At 36.9% G+C, this 16,339-nt stretch carries 13 protein-coding genes, 12 tRNA genes and 1 rRNA gene; all 26 read left to right on the top strand.

All coding sequences use genetic code 11. From position 1 onward, the window contains the following. Window positions 1–161: 161 nt before the first annotated feature. Window positions 162–278, top strand: a 5S ribosomal RNA gene (gene rrf, locus HZF24_RS09220). A gap of 42 nt (window positions 279–320) precedes the next feature. Then, a tRNA-Asn gene (locus HZF24_RS09215) sits at window positions 321–395 on the top strand. Window positions 396–451: 56 nt separating this feature from the next. Further along, a tRNA-Met gene (locus tag HZF24_RS09210) sits at window positions 452–527 on the top strand. Window positions 528–574: 47 nt separating this feature from the next. Continuing rightward, window positions 575–646 (top strand) — tRNA-Glu (locus HZF24_RS09205). 15 nt (window positions 647–661) lie between these two features. Beyond that, a tRNA-Val gene (locus HZF24_RS09200) sits at window positions 662–734 on the top strand. An 80-nt stretch (window positions 735–814) separates the two neighbouring features. After that, window positions 815–888: transfer RNA gene (locus HZF24_RS09195), tRNA-Asp, on the top strand. Window positions 889–892: 4 nt separating this feature from the next. Further along, window positions 893–965 (top strand) — tRNA-Thr (locus HZF24_RS09190). 128 nt (window positions 966–1,093) lie between these two features. Continuing rightward, a tRNA-Tyr gene (locus HZF24_RS09185) sits at window positions 1,094–1,175 on the top strand. A gap of 73 nt (window positions 1,176–1,248) precedes the next feature. Continuing rightward, window positions 1,249–1,320: transfer RNA gene (locus HZF24_RS09180), tRNA-Gly, on the top strand. Between the two features lie 74 nt (window positions 1,321–1,394). Next, window positions 1,395–1,465 (top strand) — tRNA-Gly (locus HZF24_RS09175). Between the two features lie 76 nt (window positions 1,466–1,541). Continuing rightward, window positions 1,542–1,618, top strand: a tRNA-His gene (locus tag HZF24_RS09170). A gap of 15 nt (window positions 1,619–1,633) precedes the next feature. After that, window positions 1,634–1,704, top strand: a tRNA-Cys gene (locus HZF24_RS09165). 13 nt (window positions 1,705–1,717) lie between these two features. Continuing rightward, window positions 1,718–1,791 (top strand) — tRNA-Arg (locus HZF24_RS09160). A 144-nt stretch (window positions 1,792–1,935) separates the two neighbouring features. Next, the gene (locus HZF24_RS09155) at window positions 1,936–2,358 is read left to right on the top strand and encodes an OsmC family protein (protein ID WP_179238016.1); all 423 of its coding nucleotides are present in this window, start codon (window positions 1,936–1,938) and stop codon (window positions 2,356–2,358) included. A 23-nt stretch (window positions 2,359–2,381) separates the two neighbouring features. Beyond that, window positions 2,382–3,239, top strand: coding sequence for a shikimate dehydrogenase (locus HZF24_RS09150; protein WP_179238015.1), 858 nt, complete (start codon window positions 2,382–2,384; stop codon window positions 3,237–3,239). 2 nt (window positions 3,240–3,241) lie between these two features. Further along, on the top strand, window positions 3,242–4,216 hold the full coding sequence (gene prmA, locus HZF24_RS09145; RefSeq protein ID WP_179238014.1) for a 50S ribosomal protein L11 methyltransferase: 975 nt from the start codon (window positions 3,242–3,244) through the stop codon (window positions 4,214–4,216). Between the two features lie 119 nt (window positions 4,217–4,335). Beyond that, the gene (locus tag HZF24_RS09140) at window positions 4,336–5,073 is read left to right on the top strand and encodes an RsmE family RNA methyltransferase (protein ID WP_179238013.1); all 738 of its coding nucleotides are present in this window, start codon (window positions 4,336–4,338) and stop codon (window positions 5,071–5,073) included. 241 nt (window positions 5,074–5,314) lie between these two features. Next, entirely contained in the window at window positions 5,315–6,541 is a 1,227-nt protein-coding gene (locus tag HZF24_RS09135; protein WP_407695751.1) for a dicarboxylate/amino acid:cation symporter, read from the top strand. Between the two features lie 122 nt (window positions 6,542–6,663). Beyond that, complete coding sequence (gene hemW / locus HZF24_RS09130; RefSeq protein WP_179238011.1) at window positions 6,664–7,806, top strand: radical SAM family heme chaperone HemW; 1,143 nt, start codon at window positions 6,664–6,666, stop codon at window positions 7,804–7,806. Window positions 7,807–7,886: 80 nt separating this feature from the next. Beyond that, window positions 7,887–8,945 (top strand): heat-inducible transcriptional repressor HrcA, encoded by a 1,059-nt coding sequence (hrcA, locus tag HZF24_RS09125; RefSeq protein ID WP_179238010.1) that lies wholly within the window; start codon window positions 7,887–7,889, stop codon window positions 8,943–8,945. Between the two features lie 4 nt (window positions 8,946–8,949). Beyond that, window positions 8,950–9,492: a nucleotide exchange factor GrpE gene (gene grpE, locus HZF24_RS09120; protein WP_179238009.1), complete on the top strand. Its 543-nt coding sequence runs from the start codon at window positions 8,950–8,952 to the stop codon at window positions 9,490–9,492. Between the two features lie 97 nt (window positions 9,493–9,589). Beyond that, on the top strand, window positions 9,590–11,437 hold the full coding sequence (gene dnaK, locus HZF24_RS09115; protein ID WP_179238008.1) for a molecular chaperone DnaK: 1,848 nt from the start codon (window positions 9,590–9,592) through the stop codon (window positions 11,435–11,437). Window positions 11,438–11,580: 143 nt separating this feature from the next. Beyond that, entirely contained in the window at window positions 11,581–12,717 is a 1,137-nt protein-coding gene (dnaJ, locus tag HZF24_RS09110) for a molecular chaperone DnaJ (RefSeq protein ID WP_179238007.1), read from the top strand. Between the two features lie 305 nt (window positions 12,718–13,022). Beyond that, window positions 13,023–13,409: a 3-aminobutyryl-CoA ammonia lyase gene (kal, locus tag HZF24_RS09105; RefSeq protein ID WP_179238006.1), complete on the top strand. Its 387-nt coding sequence runs from the start codon at window positions 13,023–13,025 to the stop codon at window positions 13,407–13,409. A gap of 159 nt (window positions 13,410–13,568) precedes the next feature. Beyond that, window positions 13,569–15,257 carry a GspE/PulE family protein gene (locus HZF24_RS09100; protein ID WP_179238005.1) on the top strand — a complete coding sequence of 563 codons (1,689 nt, stop codon included), beginning with the start codon at window positions 13,569–13,571 and terminating at the stop codon, window positions 15,255–15,257. A gap of 13 nt (window positions 15,258–15,270) precedes the next feature. Then, complete coding sequence (locus HZF24_RS09095; protein WP_179238004.1) at window positions 15,271–16,320, top strand: type IV pilus twitching motility protein PilT; 1,050 nt, start codon at window positions 15,271–15,273, stop codon at window positions 16,318–16,320. Window positions 16,321–16,339 lie beyond the last annotated feature (19 nt).

Genomic DNA, 16,339 nt, shown 5'->3' with positions numbered 1-16,339 from the left:
CGAGGTCTTGACCTAAAAAGGAAAGGGGACACACCTCTTTCCAGAAAGAAAGTCTCTGCAAGACAGAGGAATGTCCCCAATTTTAATTTTCCTATGCGGTTTTGAGAGTTCTTGATAATGAAAATTCAAAGAACTTAAAGGCTCAAAAGTTAGGGCTAGAATTTGGTGACAATAGCGAAGAGGACACACCCGTACCCATCCCGAACACGGAAGTTAAGCTCTTCAGCGCTGATGATACTTGGTGGGTAACTGCCTGGGAAAGTAGGACGTCGCCGAATCAGAGGAAGGGGACACATCTTAACGGAATGTCCCCGTAAAATTCCGAGGTAGCTCAATGGTGGAGCAACCGGCTGTTAACCGGTAGGTCGTGGGTTCGAGCCCCACCCTCGGAGCCAGCTAACATCATTGAAGCACCAGAATTGATAATAGGGTCGTTTTTGCAAATTATCGTCGCGGGATAGAGCAGTTGGAAGCTCGTCGGGCTCATAACCCGGAGGCCGTTGGTTCGAATCCAGCTCCCGCTACCAAAAAGGTAGGGGGACACATCTCTGTTGAGAAATGTCCCCGATATAAAGGCCCTATGGTCAAGCGGTTAAGACACCGCCCTTTCACGGCGATAACCCGGGTTCGAGTCCCGGTAGGGTCATCAATTAATACATATGGAAGCTTAGCTCAGTTGGGAGAGCATCTGCCTTACAAGCAGAGGGTCATAGGTTCGAGCCCTATAGTTTCCACTCAAAAGGTGTGGGGACACACCTTTAGTAATGGGATAGTATTTGAAAGTAAAAGGAATGTTACTAAATTTGAAAACTACGGCCTGGTAGTTCAGTTGGTTAGAATGCCAGCCTGTCACGCTGGAGGTCGAGGGTTCGAGCCCCTTCCAGGTCGCTATGCTGGTGTAGCTCAATTGGTAGAGCAACTGACTTGTAATCAGTAGGTTAGGGGTTCAAGTCCTCCCACCAGCTTATTCAAGGAAATGGGACACATTTCTTTTTGTCAGGGATAGTCTCTGTGGATAGGAAAAATGTCCCAAACTGAAAAGGGTACACACCTCTAAAGAGGAATGTCCCCAAATTAATACTAATTTAATTAAGGAAGAGTTCCCGAGTGGCTAAAGGGGACGGACTGTAAATCCGTTGGCAACGCCTTCATTGGTTCGAATCCAATCTCTTCCATCAGAGGAAGAGGGACACACCTCTTTCTACAGGGTAATTCCCTGCATGTCAGAGGAATGTCCCTGTTATAAGTGCGGAAATGGCTCAGTGGTAGAGCATCGCCTTGCCAAGGCGAGGGTCGCGAGTTCGAATCTCGTTTTCCGCTTTAGCGGAAAGGTGACACACTTCTTTTTATCAGGGGAAATCTTTGAAGGATAGGAAGAATGTCCCCAATAATATGCGGGTGTAGCTCAATGGTAGAGCCCCAGCCTTCCAAGCTGGTCGCGAGGGTCCGATTCCCTTCACCCGCTTAAGAGGAAAGGTGACACACCTCTTTCTTTAGGGTAAGTCTCTGTTAGTCAGAGGAATGTCCCCAAATTTAATATGGTGGATATGGCCTAGTTGGTTATGGCGCCAGATTGTGGCTCTGGAGGTCGAGGGTTCGAATCCCTCTATTCACCCCAATAATTAAATATAGAGGCGCTATAGCCAAGTGGTAAGGCATAGGTCTGCAACACCTTGATCTCCAGTTCAAATCTGGATGGCGCCTTTCCTTAAACCTTGCACCGTTAGCTCAGTTGGATAGAGTGTTCGGCTACGAACCGGAAGGTCGTGGGTTCGAATCCCTCACGGTGCACTTTTTATAACAAAAATAACCCTATCAAAAATGATAGGGATTTTTATTTTAATAAACATTAACCTATCATTTTTTATATTTGTAAATAATAGTTTTATCTATTATAATGAGTGAATAGAATTATATATAGCAGGAGTTGGTAATATGAATAAAACAAATATAGAAGCTAAATTAAAAGGTAATATGGCATTTGAGATGGAAATTAACGGACATAAGGTTGTAACCGATGCAACCGCAGAAAATGGAGGCAATGGGTATGGACCAAGCCCTAAAGCTTTGCTGCTGGCGGGTCTTATTGGATGCTCCGGAATAGATATAATGCTTATAACGGGCAAAATGAGATTGGATATTGAAGATGTCAATGTAGATGTTGAAGCTGAAACGAGAGATGAGGATCCTAAAATTTACAATTATATAAAATTGGTATATAAATTTAAAGGTAAGAATCTGCCATATGATAAGCTTGAAAGAGCAGTGAAGCTTTCTATGGATAAATACTGCGGTGTTGCTGCGATGCTTAATAAAGCCGTGCCCATCAATTATGAAATACAGATAATTGAAGAGTAATTCTATTAAAAAGGAGCTGAAAAATGGCAAATAGAATACAGGCAACAACCAAATTGGTGGGATTGCTCGGATATCCGGTGAAACACAGCATGTCTCCTCATATGCACAATACTGCATTCAATACGCTTGGGCTCGATTATGTGTACATGGCTTTTGAAGTCAGAGAAGATCAAATAAAGGGCAGCTTGGATGCCCTCAGGACTCTGAATGCTGAAGGGTGCAACGTGACGATGCCTCACAAAAAAAGTGTTATGGAGTATCTTGATGAAATTTCGGAGGATGCCAAAATAATCGGCTCCGTAAATACGGTTAAAAATAATAACGGAAAGCTCATAGGATATAATACTGACGGTATAGGTTTCATAAAAGCACTTGAAGAAAATAGCGTTGAATATACAGGTAAAAAAATAATAATTGCCGGAGCAGGAGGAGCGGCAAGGGCGGTTGCAACGCAGCTGGCATTTGAAGGTGCGAGAGAGATTGCTATTTTTAACAGAACCTTTAGTGCCGCCGAAGAAATAACTGAGAATATAAACAAAAATATCCCCGGTTGCAAAGGTAAGGCTTTTGAACTGAAGGAGCATGAACTGAAAAAAGAGCTGAAGGATGCTTCCATATTGGTAAATTGCACATCGCTTGGCATGAAAGAAACAATAGATCAAGCCATAATTTCATCACCTGACGTACTACACAAAAATTTGTTTGTGGCAGATATAATTTATGACCCAAAGAAGACAAAGCTTCTGAAAATGGCGGAAGAAGTTGGTTGCGGATACATGAACGGACTGATGATGGTGATGTGGCAGGGAGCCGTTGCATTCAAAATATGGACCGGAAAGGATATGCCTGTGGATCTGATAAGAAAAGAGATAAAGGAGTAAAAATGAACTGGACTGAGGTAACAATTTATACAACAACAAATGGAATAGAAATAATAAATGGTGCATTAATAAATTTAGGTATTAATGACGCTGTAATCGAAGATGCCAGTGTCTTTGAAGATTTTTTACATAATGATACGCTAAACTGGGATTACTATGATGAAGATCTGGCAAATATGAAAAGTTGTGAAAGCTGTATCAAGGTTTATTTGGCAGACAACAATCAAGGTAAACATCTGTTTAAAGAAATAGAAAAATTTGTTGAGAGTTTAAAGGAAGAATATAAGGATATAGATTTTGGAAGGTTGGATATTGAAACACAAATTTTAAATGATGAGGATTGGGCTAATAACTGGAAGCAGTATTTTAAACCATTTACTGTATCCGATAAAATAATTATCAAACCGACATGGGAAGAATTTAATGAACCTGATGAAGATAAGATAATTTTAGAAATAGATCCTGGTATGAGCTTCGGCACAGGTCAGCACCATACAACGCGCCTTTGTATAGAGCAAATGATAAAGTACATGGAAAAAGACATGGAAGTGCTTGATATGGGCTGTGGAAGCGGTATATTATCAATTGCATCCTTGCTTTTAGGAGCCAAGAAAGCAGCAGGTATAGATATTGATGAAAATGCTGTTAAAACAGCAAAAGAAAATGCGGCTCTTAACAATATTTTTGAAGACAGATTCTCGGTGTATTGCGGCGATGTAACAGAGGATGAAGATTTACAGAGAAAAATTGGCTTTAACAGATATGATATGATTGCGGTAAATATTATTGCCCAGATAATAATGGGAATGAGTCCGACTTTCCCTAAGTTTTTAAAAAAGGGTGGCTTAATTATAGCATCTGGCGTTATTAAAAAATATGTTGATGATGTTGTTAAGGATTTTGAATTGCTTGGTTTTAGAATTTTAGAAATTAACGATAGCGAAGAATGGGTGTCTATTACGGCTGAACTTCGATAGTGTCATCCTGAAAGCTTTAGTTTGAAGGACCTCATCACTTTAAAAGCTGAGATCCTTCACTATCGTTCAGGAGGACATAAAACGAGCAATATGCATTTTTTATAGCGATGGAGGAAGATATGTTCAGATATTTTTGTGCTGATGATAATATTATAGATGATAAGGTTGTAATCAACGGCGGAGATTTAAAGCATCTGAAAACAATTTTAAGAGCTAAAGTCGGTGACGAAGTTTCAATAGTTACAAAGAGCAATGAATTTATTGCGAAAATTGAAGAAATACATAGTGATGAAATAGTTTGTTCAATAGTTGACAGATTAGACATAAACAATGAAACAGCCATTAACATAACACTTTGCCAAGGTATTCCGAAACAAGCTAAAATGGAAACTATAATTCAGCAAAATGTTGAATTAGGTGTAAAATCCTTTATTCCTTTAATAACTGAGAGAACTGTCGTAAAATTAAATGACAAGGACAGAGAACAGAAAAAATTGGACCGATGGAGAAAAATTGCAAAGGAATCTTCAAAGCAAAGCAAAAGAAATATTGTACCCGTTGTTGAAGATATAATGACAGTAAAAGAGCTTATCGAAAAGATAAAAAAAGAAGCTCCGGTTGTATTGGTTCCCTATGAATTAGAAAATGTTTCAACATTGAAGGATGTTTTATCATATGTCAAACAAAATTATTATATAATAATAGGTCCTGAAGGCGGTTTTGATATAAAAGAAATAGAAATGTTTAAGAATGTTGGTGCTTACATTGTTACATTAGGTAAAAGGATATTGAGAACAGAGACAGCAGGAGTTGTAACATCTGCTGTGGTATTGTATGCATGTGATGAGATGGTGTAAATGTTCAATAAAATTACCTGTTATTAAACGATTTAGTTATATTAATCGACTCATTTATTTTCAAATCAGCAGCATGCTTACAATATAAATAAATATCAATAATTGCCTTGTTATATTAGGTAGGATATAAAATTATCTTATTATTTAAAGTAAAATACTTAGAGACAAAATGAAAAAAATGAGGTATAATATGATAAGGTTTTCATAAAAAATAAAGGAGGAGTTATATTCTATGAAAAAGATGCAATTAACAACAAAGATTTTCATCGGATTGGCATTAGGTATTGTTTTAGGAATTATTCTTCAGCCGAATCCGGAAATCGCGAATAATTACATTAAACCGTTTGGAACATTATTTTTGAATCTTATTAAATTGGTAATCGTGCCATTGGTATTTTCTTCATTAGTAGTTGGTGCATGCAGTATGGACGATGTCAGAAAGCTTGGAAGAATCGGTGGAAAGACAGTAGCTTACTACTTGTTTACGACTGCCTTTGCCATTACAATAGGTCTTGTATTAGCAAATATTACAAACGTAGGAGGCGGCTATACAATTCCTGCAGATGCAACATATGAAATAGCTGCAGCTCCCAATGTTATCGAGACATTATTGAACATTATACCTGCCAATCCTTTAAAAGCACTTGTTGACGGCAACATGCTTCAGATTATTGCCTTTGCATTAATAATCGGAGCCGGTATTATCGGAATCGGTGAAAAGGGTAAGAATTTACAGAGCTTCTTCGATTCATTTGCAGAAGTAATGTACAAAATAATCGCTGTAATAATGAACTTTGCTCCTATAGGAGTGTTCGCATTAATCACTCCTGTTGTTGCTGTTAACGGACCATCTGTTCTTTTACCGCTTTTAAAATTAATAATAGTAGTATATGTAGGCTGTGCTTTGCATGCGATACTCACATATTCTTTAACCGTTTGGGGATTCGCAAAAATATCGCCTGTGCAATTCTTTAAGGGGATATCTCCTGCTATGGTATTTTCATATACGACTGCCAGCAGCTCAGCTACATTACCTATAAGTATGAAGAGATGCGAAGAAAATTTAGGTGTTTCAAAATCAATTTGCAGCTTTACACTTCCCCTAGGGGCAACAATCAACATGGACGGAACAGCTATATATCAAGGTGTATGTGCAATTTTTATAGCTCAGATTTACGGCATACCTTTACCTATGACTGCGCAGTTAACAATTATACTGACTGCTACATTGGCTTCAATCGGTACGGCAGGAGTTCCGGGAGCAGGTATGATTATGCTTGGTATGGTTCTTCATACAGTTGGCTTACCAATAGAAGGTATTGCAATTATTGCCGGTGTTGACAGAATTCTTGATATGATGAGAACAATGATTAACGTTACAGGAGATGCTGCATGCTCAGTGGTTGTTGCAGCAACAGAAGGCGAATTAGACAGATCTGTATTTGAAAAAACAGCTAAAGCAAAATAAATTGAATAATAAAATAAGAAATGATATAATCGGAGCTGAGATTCAGCTCCTTTTTATATACAGGGAACAAATATTTTATGAATCATGCAGGATACGTTGAAAGAAAATAATTAAGAGGTACTATGAAAAAATTAGGTATATACATACACATTCCGTTTTGTAAGCAAAAATGTAATTATTGTGATTTCTATTCGATAAAATGGGATTCTGAAACAGAAAACAAATATGTAGAAGCAATATTAAATGAAATTAAAAGCTATAAAGAGAAGTTAAACGGTTTTATAGCAGATACAATATTTTTTGGCGGTGGCACGCCTACAATTGTAAAACCTTATAATTTAAAAAGAATCATAGAAGAGATAAATGACTTAATTGCAATAGACAAAAATGCGGAAATAACAATTGAAGCAAACCCAAACACATTATCCGATGAAAAATTAACAGCGTATAAGGAAATAGGAGTTAACAGGTTAAGTATAGGAATACAATCATTAAACGATGAAATACTAAAAAAAATAGGTAGAATCCATAACGGTGACGAGGCATTGAACTCAATAGACAGGGCTAAAAAGAATGGGTTTGAAAATATAAATGCAGATGTTATGTTCAATATTCCCGGCCAAACTGTTAGTGATGTAGAGGATACTATTGAGAAAATAATTGAAAAAGGTATAAAACACATATCATTTTATTCGTTAAAGTTAGAAAAAGGAACGCCTCTTTATATAATGGAACAAAACAATAAAATTGTTATGCCCGAAGAAGATTACGAGAGAGAAATGTATTATGCAGGAAGGAGTGTAATTGAGAATCACGATTTAATTCAATATGAAATCTCTAATTTCACGATAAAGGGGTACGAATGCAAGCATAATTTAAAATATTGGAACCAAGAAGAATATATTGGCTTAGGACCTTCAGCTCATTCATTCTTAAAAAATATCAGATTCAGCAACCCTTCGGATTTGAATTTATATTGTGAAAATTTACAATCAAATAAGCTTGAAAAAATTATACACGAAGAATTAAGTGAAGATGATTTGATGTTTGAATACATCATGCTCAGATTAAGATTGACGGAAGGTATAAATATAGATGAATTCAATAATAAATTTTCGACCGATTTCATGAAAATGTTTGAAAATCAGATTGATTATTTACATAAAAATAACTTGATTGACGTAGACAATAGCAATATTAAACTGACAGCAAAAGGTATGGATATATCAAATTATGTAATTACTATTTTTAATAATTCCTATTGACAAAACAACAGTTAAGTAGTATCTTATATTTATGGATTTAGCACTCAATCAGCGCGAGTGCTAACAAAGGAGTGAGTGAAATGTCTTTGGATAAAAGAAAAATTAAAATACTTAAGGCAATTATCTCAAGCTATATTGATAATGCGGAAGCAGTTGGCTCAAGGACAATTTCAAAAAAATACGAGCTTGGAGTAAGCCCTGCAACCATCAGGAATGAAATGTCTGATTTGGAGGAAATGGGTTTTTTAATCCAGCCCCATGCTTCGGCAGGCAGGATACCTACTGATAAAGCATACAGATATTATGTGGATGATTTATGGAAAAAGGTCCAGTCGTCCAGCAATGTAAACTTACATCAACTGAGAGGTATTATAGAAGAGAAGGCTAATGAAATGGATTCTGTTTTTAAGAACTCTGTACGCATACTTTCTCAGTTTACAAAATATACTTCATTTATTGTTGCGCCTCAGCTTAAACAGGCAATAATAAAAAGAATTCAATTGGTACCCGTAACAGATAAGAAAGTACTGCTCGTATTAGTTTTAAACTCAGATATAGTAAAGCAGGTTATGATTAATTTAAGCAATACGATACCTTTGGAGCAAATGGATAAAATATCTTCTTCACTTACAGAAAAGATGTATGGACATAAATTGGGTGATATTGATTCTGTTAAAAAGAATATAATTCAAGAGCTTTATTATATAAGAGAGAGCAGCGGAGATTCACTTTTCGAATTGCTGCCGTATTTAATGGAGCAAATAGGCAAATTTGAGGATTTCAACATATATGCCGATGGCATAACGAATATATTGAATTTGCCGGAATACAATGACGTAGTCAAAGCGAGAGAATTTATTTCATTTGTTGAAGATAAAAACAGCTTGGCGAAATTGTTTCAAATAACCGGAGAAAATGCTTTAGACATAAGCATAGGTCACGAAAATCAATATAACGAACTTAGAGATTGCAGCTTAATAACGGCAACATATAAAATTAACGGCAAGCTCATAGGTAAAATAGGGGTTATCGGTCCTACAAGAATGGATTACGACAAGGTTATTTCAACGGTTAAATCAATGTCAGAAGCAATGAATGAAATAATAAGTCAAAACTTTAATGATGATAAAGAGGAGTAGTGATATGGCTAAGAAAAAGAAGCATGATGAAGAGATTTTTAAAGATGATAATGATATAGAGGAAGAAACAGTTGCTGATAATCAAGAAACTGAAGAAATAAAAGAGCCAGAAGAAACTAAAAATGAAGAAATAGAGCAGTTAAACAACAAATTAATAAGATTACAAGCAGATTTTTTAAACTATAAGGCAAGAACAGAAAAAGAGAAAATATCAACTTACAGCAATGCAGTTTCTGATTTTATATTAGATTTATTGCCCGTAGTGGATAATCTTGAAAGAGCATTGTCTGCTGATGACTCAAAAGGAAGCTCCTTCAAAGAAGGTGTTCAGATGGTGTATGATCAGTTTGTGGGAATCCTTAACAAAAAAGGTTTAAAGGAAATAGAAGCACTGCATCAACCCTTTGATCATAATGTACATTACGGTGTCGGCTTTGAAGATAATGATGAATATGCTGATGGAATCATAATTGATGTTCTGCAAAGAGGTTATACTGTAAATGATAAATGTATAAGACCATCAATGGTAAGAATATGTAAGCGATAGACAATCGCCAATCATCAAATATGAAACAAAAAAATACAAATAAAGAAAATATATTTAATTTAAAATATTCAATTTAAAATATATATGGAGGAATAAAATGAGTAAAGTTATAGGAATTGACTTAGGAACAACAAACTCTTGTGTTGCTGTTATGGAAGGCGGAGAAGCCGTTGTTATAGCAAATGTAGAAGGAAAAAGAACTACACCTTCAATAGTTGCATTCACAAAAGACGGAGAAAGATTAGTAGGTGAAACTGCAAAAAGACAGGCAGTTACAAACCCTGACAAAACTATTTCATCTATTAAAAGAGAAATGGGTTCAAGTCACAAAGTTAATATTGATGGTAAATCATATACGCCGCAGGAAATTTCAGCATTCATACTTCAAAAATTAAAAGCAGATGCAGAAAGTTATCTTGGCGAAACAGTTACAGAAGCTGTTATCACAGTACCAGCTTATTTTTCAGACAGTCAAAGACAAGCGACTAAGGATGCAGGTAAAATAGCAGGACTTGAAGTAAAAAGAATAATAAACGAGCCGACTGCCGCAGCTTTAGCGTATGGAGTTGACAAGGAAGATCATATGCAAACAATCATGGTATATGACCTTGGCGGAGGTACATTTGACGTTTCGATACTTGAAATAGGTGATGGCGTTTTTGAGGTTAAAGCAACATCAGGAAACAATAAGCTTGGCGGAGACGACTTTGATCAGGTTATTATAGATTACTTAGCAGACCAGTTCCAGAAAGAAAATGGAATAGATTTAAGAAAAGATAAAATGGCACTTCAAAGATTAAAAGAAGCAGCAGAAACAGCTAAGAAGGAATTGTCAAGCGCTATGACTTCAAACATCAATTTGCCGTTTATCACAGCAACTCAGGAAGGTCCGAAACATATGAACGTGGACTTAACGAGAGCTAAATTCAATGAATTAACATCATTTTTAGTAGAAAAAACAATAGAGCCGGTAAAAAAGGCAATGTCAGATTCTAAATTAACAGCAAATGATATAGATAAAGTATTGCTTGTAGGTGGTTCAACAAGAATTCCTGCTGTTCAGGAAGCAGTAAAAAGATTGACAGGAAAAGATCCTCACAAGGGAATCAATCCTGATGAATGCGTTGCATTAGGAGCAGCTATACAAGGCGGAGTATTAACAGGTGAATTCGGAAATGATATATTGCTTGTTGATGTTACACCACTATCATTAGGAATTGAAACATTAGGCGGAGTATTCACTAAACTAATAGACAGAAATACAAGAATACCGAGTAAAAAGAGCCAGACATTTTCAACCGCCGCAGACAACCAGCCGGCAGTTGATATCCATGTATTGCAGGGTGAAAGACAAATGGCAGCCGACAATATCACTTTAGGCAGATTCCAATTAACAGGTATCGTTCCGGCACCAAGAGGAATTCCTCAGATAGAAGTAACATTTGATATTGATGCTAACGGCATAGTTAATGTAAGCGCTAAGGATTTAGGTACAGGAAAAGAACAAAAAATTACAATTACCGCTTCAACTAAAATGTCAGATTCTGAAATAGAAAAGAAGGTTAAAGAAGCTGAACAATATGCGGAAGAAGATAAAAAGAGAAAAGAAGAAATTGAAGTTAAAAATAATGCAGATACATTAGTATATCAGACAGAAAAAACCTTAAAAGATTTAGAAGGAAAAATATCCGAGGAAGAAAAAGCTGCGGCTCAGGCAGCAGCAGATGAGCTTAAAAAAGCGATTGAAAGCAACGATATAAGCCAGATGAAGGATAAAACTGAAAATCTGACAAAGGTATTTAATGACCTTGCTCAAAAGCTTTATGCTCAAACAGGTGCACAGGGAGGACCTGAAGCTGATCCGAACTTTAACCAAGAAGATGCTCCAAGTGATGACAATGTAGTAGATGCAGAATTTGAAGAAATAAATGATGATGATAAGTAATAAATAAAAAAATGCTGAGATCCTTCGAGCTAAAGCTCTCAGGATGACAAATACGGGCATATCAATATCGTCCGTTTATGTCATTCTGAAGGCTAAGCCTGAAGAATCTCAGATTTTCATGTATGTGACAAGGTGGTGAAAGAGTGGCAAAAAGAGATTATTACGAAATACTGGGAATCAGTAAGGATGCAGACGAGAAAGAAATAAAGGCCTCATTTAGAAAATTAGCTAAGCAATACCATCCTGACTTAAACCCTGACAATAAGGAAGCGGAAGCAAAATTTAAAGAAGTAAACGAAGCGTATGAAGTTTTAAGCGACCCGGACAAAAAAGCGAAATATGATCAATTTGGACACGCTGCATTTGATCAGAACTCAGGCTTTGGCGGTGGAGCGGGATTTAATGATTTTGGTGATATATTCGGTGATATATTCGGTGATTTCTTTGGAGGGGGCTTCAGCGGAGCAAGAACTCAAAGAACCGGACCAAAAGCAGGCTCCGACCTTAAAATAAAGCTTGATATAGATTTTGAAGAAGCCGCGTTCGGAACAAAGAAAGAAATTAAGATTAATCGTATAGAAAAATGTCACGTTTGTGACGGCTCGGGAGCAAAGACAGGTACAAGCAAAAAAACATGTCCTACATGCAACGGCTCAGGCAATATAAGGACAGTGCAGCGGACACCGTTCGGACAGTTTGCAAGCACAAAGACATGTACAACATGCGGCGGTACCGGAGAAGTGGTAGAAGAACCATGTACAACATGCAGCGGTACCGGCAAGGAAAAGAAATCAAGGAAGCTGTCAATCAATATACCTGCAGGTGTTGATACAGGCTCTGTAATACCTCTAAGGGGCGAAGGAAACCACGGAGAACGAGGAGGTCCTCCGGGAGACTTATATGTCTACTTAAATGTAAGACCTCATGAAATATTCGAAAGAGACGGAAATGATGTTTGGTGTGAAATTCCAATTTCATTTACAAGAGCAGCGCTGGGAGGTTCGATTCAGGTTCCTACAATCGAAGGTAAAGTTAAGTATGAGGTACCGGAGGGAACACAGACAGGAACAGTATTCAGACTGAAAAATAAAGGAATTAAAAACTTAAGGGGAGCCGGTAAAGGAGACCAATATGTAAGAGTTAAAATAGAGGTTCCTAAAAAGCTTACAGACAAACAAAAATCACTGCTCCATGAATTTGCATCCGAAATGGGTGAAACCATAGACAAGGAAGATAAAAAAGGATTTTTCGGTAAAATGAAAGATGCTTTTAAAGATTAAGACGCTTAGGCGTCTTCAGATTGATGACAAAGTCATCAAGATGATAGGCTGTTGAAAAGGTTCATCCTGCAAGGCGCCGGAAGACGGGCAACCGCAGCGTATTAGACATACGTGAGGATTGACCGGATGAACGGCAACGATGCAGGGGGACTTTTTCAGCAGCCTGAAGACGCTTAGCGTCTTTTTTGTTTTTTAGTATTTATATAAATAAATTGAATAAAATTGACATCTCTTAAATTCAATGATAAAATTAGCTTGTCACAAAGGCAAGTGACAGGAGGAAAGCAAAAAATTTGGAGGGAAAAATGAAATCATTGATTAGATTGAGAATGAGTGCACATGAGGCACACTATGGCGGAGATTTGGTTGACGGAGCAAGAATGCTGGGGTTGTTCGGAGACGTGGCAACAGAACTGTTAATCAGAAACGACGGAGACGAAGGATTGTTTGTTGCTTACGATAGCGTAGAATTTCTTGCACCTGTATACGCCGGAGATTATATCGAAGCAGAAGGAGAAATAGTATCACAAGGCAATTCGTCGAGAAAAATGAAGTTTGAAGCAAGAAAGGTAATAATTCCGAGAAAGGATATAAACGATTCTGCATGTGATTTCCTGGAAGAACCAATCGTAGTGTGCAGAGCCAGCGGAACATGTGTTGTAACGAAGGACAAGCAAAGAAAAAATAAATAGAAATACAATATAACAAAAGCGTAATCTTTATGAATACATATAAGATTACGTTTTTTTATTATTAAGATAAATTGACAAAGTGCCAAATTTTCAATATAATTAATACAATATGTCGTATTTTACACTTTTTAGTGTTTTTTTACATAAAAAGGAGATATTATGAATAATTATAGCAAGACAGCTCGCCTTGGTGATATTCTTCTGCATAAAAAAGAAATAACACAGGATCAGCTAAATGAGTGTCTTAGGTTACAAAAAGGAAGCGGTAAAAAGCTCGGAGAAATTCTTATAGAAAAAGACTTTGTAACCGAGGATATAGTTTTAAATACACTGTCCGAACAATTAGGAATAGAAATAGTCAATTTAGATAATTTTCATATAAATGCAGAAGCAACAAAACTGATATCAGAAAAATTAGCTAAAAGGGTTAATGCCATACCATTAAAAACAGTAAACGATAAAATTTATGTTGCAATGAGTGAGCCGTTAAACATTTTTGATATCGAAGATATTGAAATGGAATCAGGCAAAAAAACGGAAATTTTGTTAGCTGCAAAATCACAGATTAATTATGCCATAGAAAAATATATGGGAAGAAGAAGTGCGGAAAAAGCGGTAGAGGATTTCAACAGAGAAAATTTAGCAAATGAAGATTTTGATGCAATAAGCGAAGAAACAGACATAAACGTAAGCAACTCTCCCGTTGTCCGCCTTATTAATTCACTTATAAGACAGGCCCTGAAAATGGGAGCCAGTGACATACATATAGAGCCATTGGAAAACAGAATCAGGGTAAGAGTGAGAATAGACGGTGAGTTACAGGAAATATTAACACCATCAAAGCATACACAATCTGCTTTGGTAACAAGAGTTAAAATAATAGCCGGAATGAATATTGCGGAAAAGCGATTGCCTCAGGACGGCAGAATCGAAATGAAAATAGACGATACAATAGTTGACCTGCGTATATCCGTCTTACCGACTGTTTATGGCGAAAAAATAGTGATGCGTTTACTGGACAGAGGTAATTTTTTAAAAAACAAAAAAGAGTTGGGTTTTACTCACGAAAATCTGGAGATATTTGAAACAATATTAGGAGCACCAAATGGGGTAATTTTGGTGACGGGACCAACAGGAAGCGGAAAAACGACTACTCTTTATGCTAGCTTAAACGTGCTTAATAAAATGAATAAAAACATCATTACGGTTGAAGACCCTGTCGAATATAAAATTGAAGGTATAAACCAGGTTCAGGTTAACAGTAAGGCAGGATTATTATTTTCAACCGGATTAAGGTCAATATTAAGGCAGGACCCGGACATAATAATGGTAGGGGAAATCAGAGACGAAGAAACTGCAGAGATAGCCGTGCGAGCAGCTATAACAGGTCACCTGGTTATTTCTACCTTGCATACAAATGATGCACCGTCAACCATTATGAGATTGCAGGATATGGGTATTAAACCATTTTTAATTGCAGCTTCAGTCAGAGGAATCGTGGCACAAAGATTGGTAAAAAGAGTATGCACAAATTGCAAGGAAGAATATAAGGCAAGTGAAACAGAAAAGAGTCTGTTAGGAATAGAATTTGATGCAATATTGCAAAGAGGAGCCGGATGTCCTAAATGCTTCAATACAGGATACAGCGGGAGAATTGCGATTCACGAAATATTAAAGGTTGATAAAGCAGTAAGAGAAGCAATACAAAGAGGGAAAAGCTCGGATGAAATTACAAAAGCCGCAGAAAAGGGCGGTATGACGACATTGAAGGAAAATTGCAGAGAATTGGTATTGTGCGGAATTACAACAATGGAAGAATATTCACAGGTGGTTTACAAATTGGATTAATGCGAGGATTAACATGAATATAAATGATATGCTATGCAAATTGATTGAAATGAATGGCTCTGATTTGCATATAACGGTTGGATGTGCCCCTATATACAGGATAAATGGTGTATTGATAAACACAGGGACCGAAAAATTGACTCCGGATGATACAGAAAGCTTAGTGAGACAGGTAACAAGCGAAGAGCAATTAAAGGAAATAAATGATATCGGTGACTTTGACATGTCCTATGCAATACAAAGCTTAGGACGGTTCAGAATCAATATATTCAAGCAAAGAGGAAGCTATTCCATTGCAATTCGTGCCGTCCGTATGGAAATACCCACTCTTAAAGAAATTAATATGCCTGAAATTTTGTATGATTTTACACAAAGACAAAGAGGGCTTATTTTGGTGACGGGACCTACAGGCAGTGGAAAATCAACTACATTGGCTTCAATGATAAATATTATAAACTCAGAAAGAAAACATCATATTATAACCCTAGAAGATCCTATAGAGTATCTTCACAAGCACAACAAAAGCATAGTTAACCAGAGAGAATACAGAAGCGATTTTAAATCCTTTGCTTCAGGGCTTCGCTCATGCATGAGGCAGGACCCTGACGTTATACTGTTAGGTGAAATGAGAGACCTGGAAACCATGGAAATGGCGCTTACTGCAGCGGAAACGGGGCACTTGGTATTTTCAACATTGCATACGACGGGTGCTGCAAAGACGATAGACCGTATAATAGATGTATTTCCTCCACATCAACAGCAGCAGGTAACGATTCAGCTTGCCAATGTACTGGAAGGTGTTATATCGCAGCAGCTTGTTCTGAACATGGATGAAAAAGAGCGACTTGCAGCCGTAGAAATTATGGTTACTACACCTGCCATAAGAAATTTAATAAGAGAAAAGAAAACTCATCAAATACAAAATCAAATACAGACAGGTTCGAAATTCGGAATGCAGACAATGGATTTCAGCTTATTAAATTTATACAACGAAAAGAAAATATCAAGACAAACATTGTTAAAATCAGCGATAGATCTGGATTATGTCATGAAACAGATCTAAATGGGGATATTCTCCAAGG

The organism is Sedimentibacter hydroxybenzoicus DSM 7310 (assembly GCF_013403245.1).
In the GTDB taxonomy this organism is placed as follows: Bacteria; Bacillota; Clostridia; order Tissierellales; family Sedimentibacteraceae; genus Sedimentibacter; species Sedimentibacter hydroxybenzoicus.
Note: the sequence above shows the minus strand (reverse complement) of the source record. Positions and strands in the feature narration are given on the sequence as shown.

Coding starts and splice junctions, on each gene's coding strand:
- HZF24_RS09155 (WP_179238016.1), top strand. CDS start 1,936: ATGAATAAAACAAATATAGAAGCTAAATTAAAAGGTAATATGGCATTT.
- HZF24_RS09150 (WP_179238015.1), top strand. CDS start 2,382: ATGGCAAATAGAATACAGGCAACAACCAAATTGGTGGGATTGCTCGGA.
- prmA (WP_179238014.1), top strand. CDS start 3,242: ATGAACTGGACTGAGGTAACAATTTATACAACAACAAATGGAATAGAA.
- HZF24_RS09140 (WP_179238013.1), top strand. CDS start 4,336: ATGTTCAGATATTTTTGTGCTGATGATAATATTATAGATGATAAGGTT.
- HZF24_RS09135 (WP_407695751.1), top strand. CDS start 5,315: ATGCAATTAACAACAAAGATTTTCATCGGATTGGCATTAGGTATTGTT.
- hemW (WP_179238011.1), top strand. CDS start 6,664: ATGAAAAAATTAGGTATATACATACACATTCCGTTTTGTAAGCAAAAA.
- hrcA (WP_179238010.1), top strand. CDS start 7,887: ATGTCTTTGGATAAAAGAAAAATTAAAATACTTAAGGCAATTATCTCA.
- grpE (WP_179238009.1), top strand. CDS start 8,950: ATGGCTAAGAAAAAGAAGCATGATGAAGAGATTTTTAAAGATGATAAT.
- dnaK (WP_179238008.1), top strand. CDS start 9,590: ATGAGTAAAGTTATAGGAATTGACTTAGGAACAACAAACTCTTGTGTT.
- kal (WP_179238006.1), top strand. CDS start 13,023: ATGAAATCATTGATTAGATTGAGAATGAGTGCACATGAGGCACACTAT.
- HZF24_RS09100 (WP_179238005.1), top strand. CDS start 13,569: ATGAATAATTATAGCAAGACAGCTCGCCTTGGTGATATTCTTCTGCAT.
- HZF24_RS09095 (WP_179238004.1), top strand. CDS start 15,271: ATGAATATAAATGATATGCTATGCAAATTGATTGAAATGAATGGCTCT.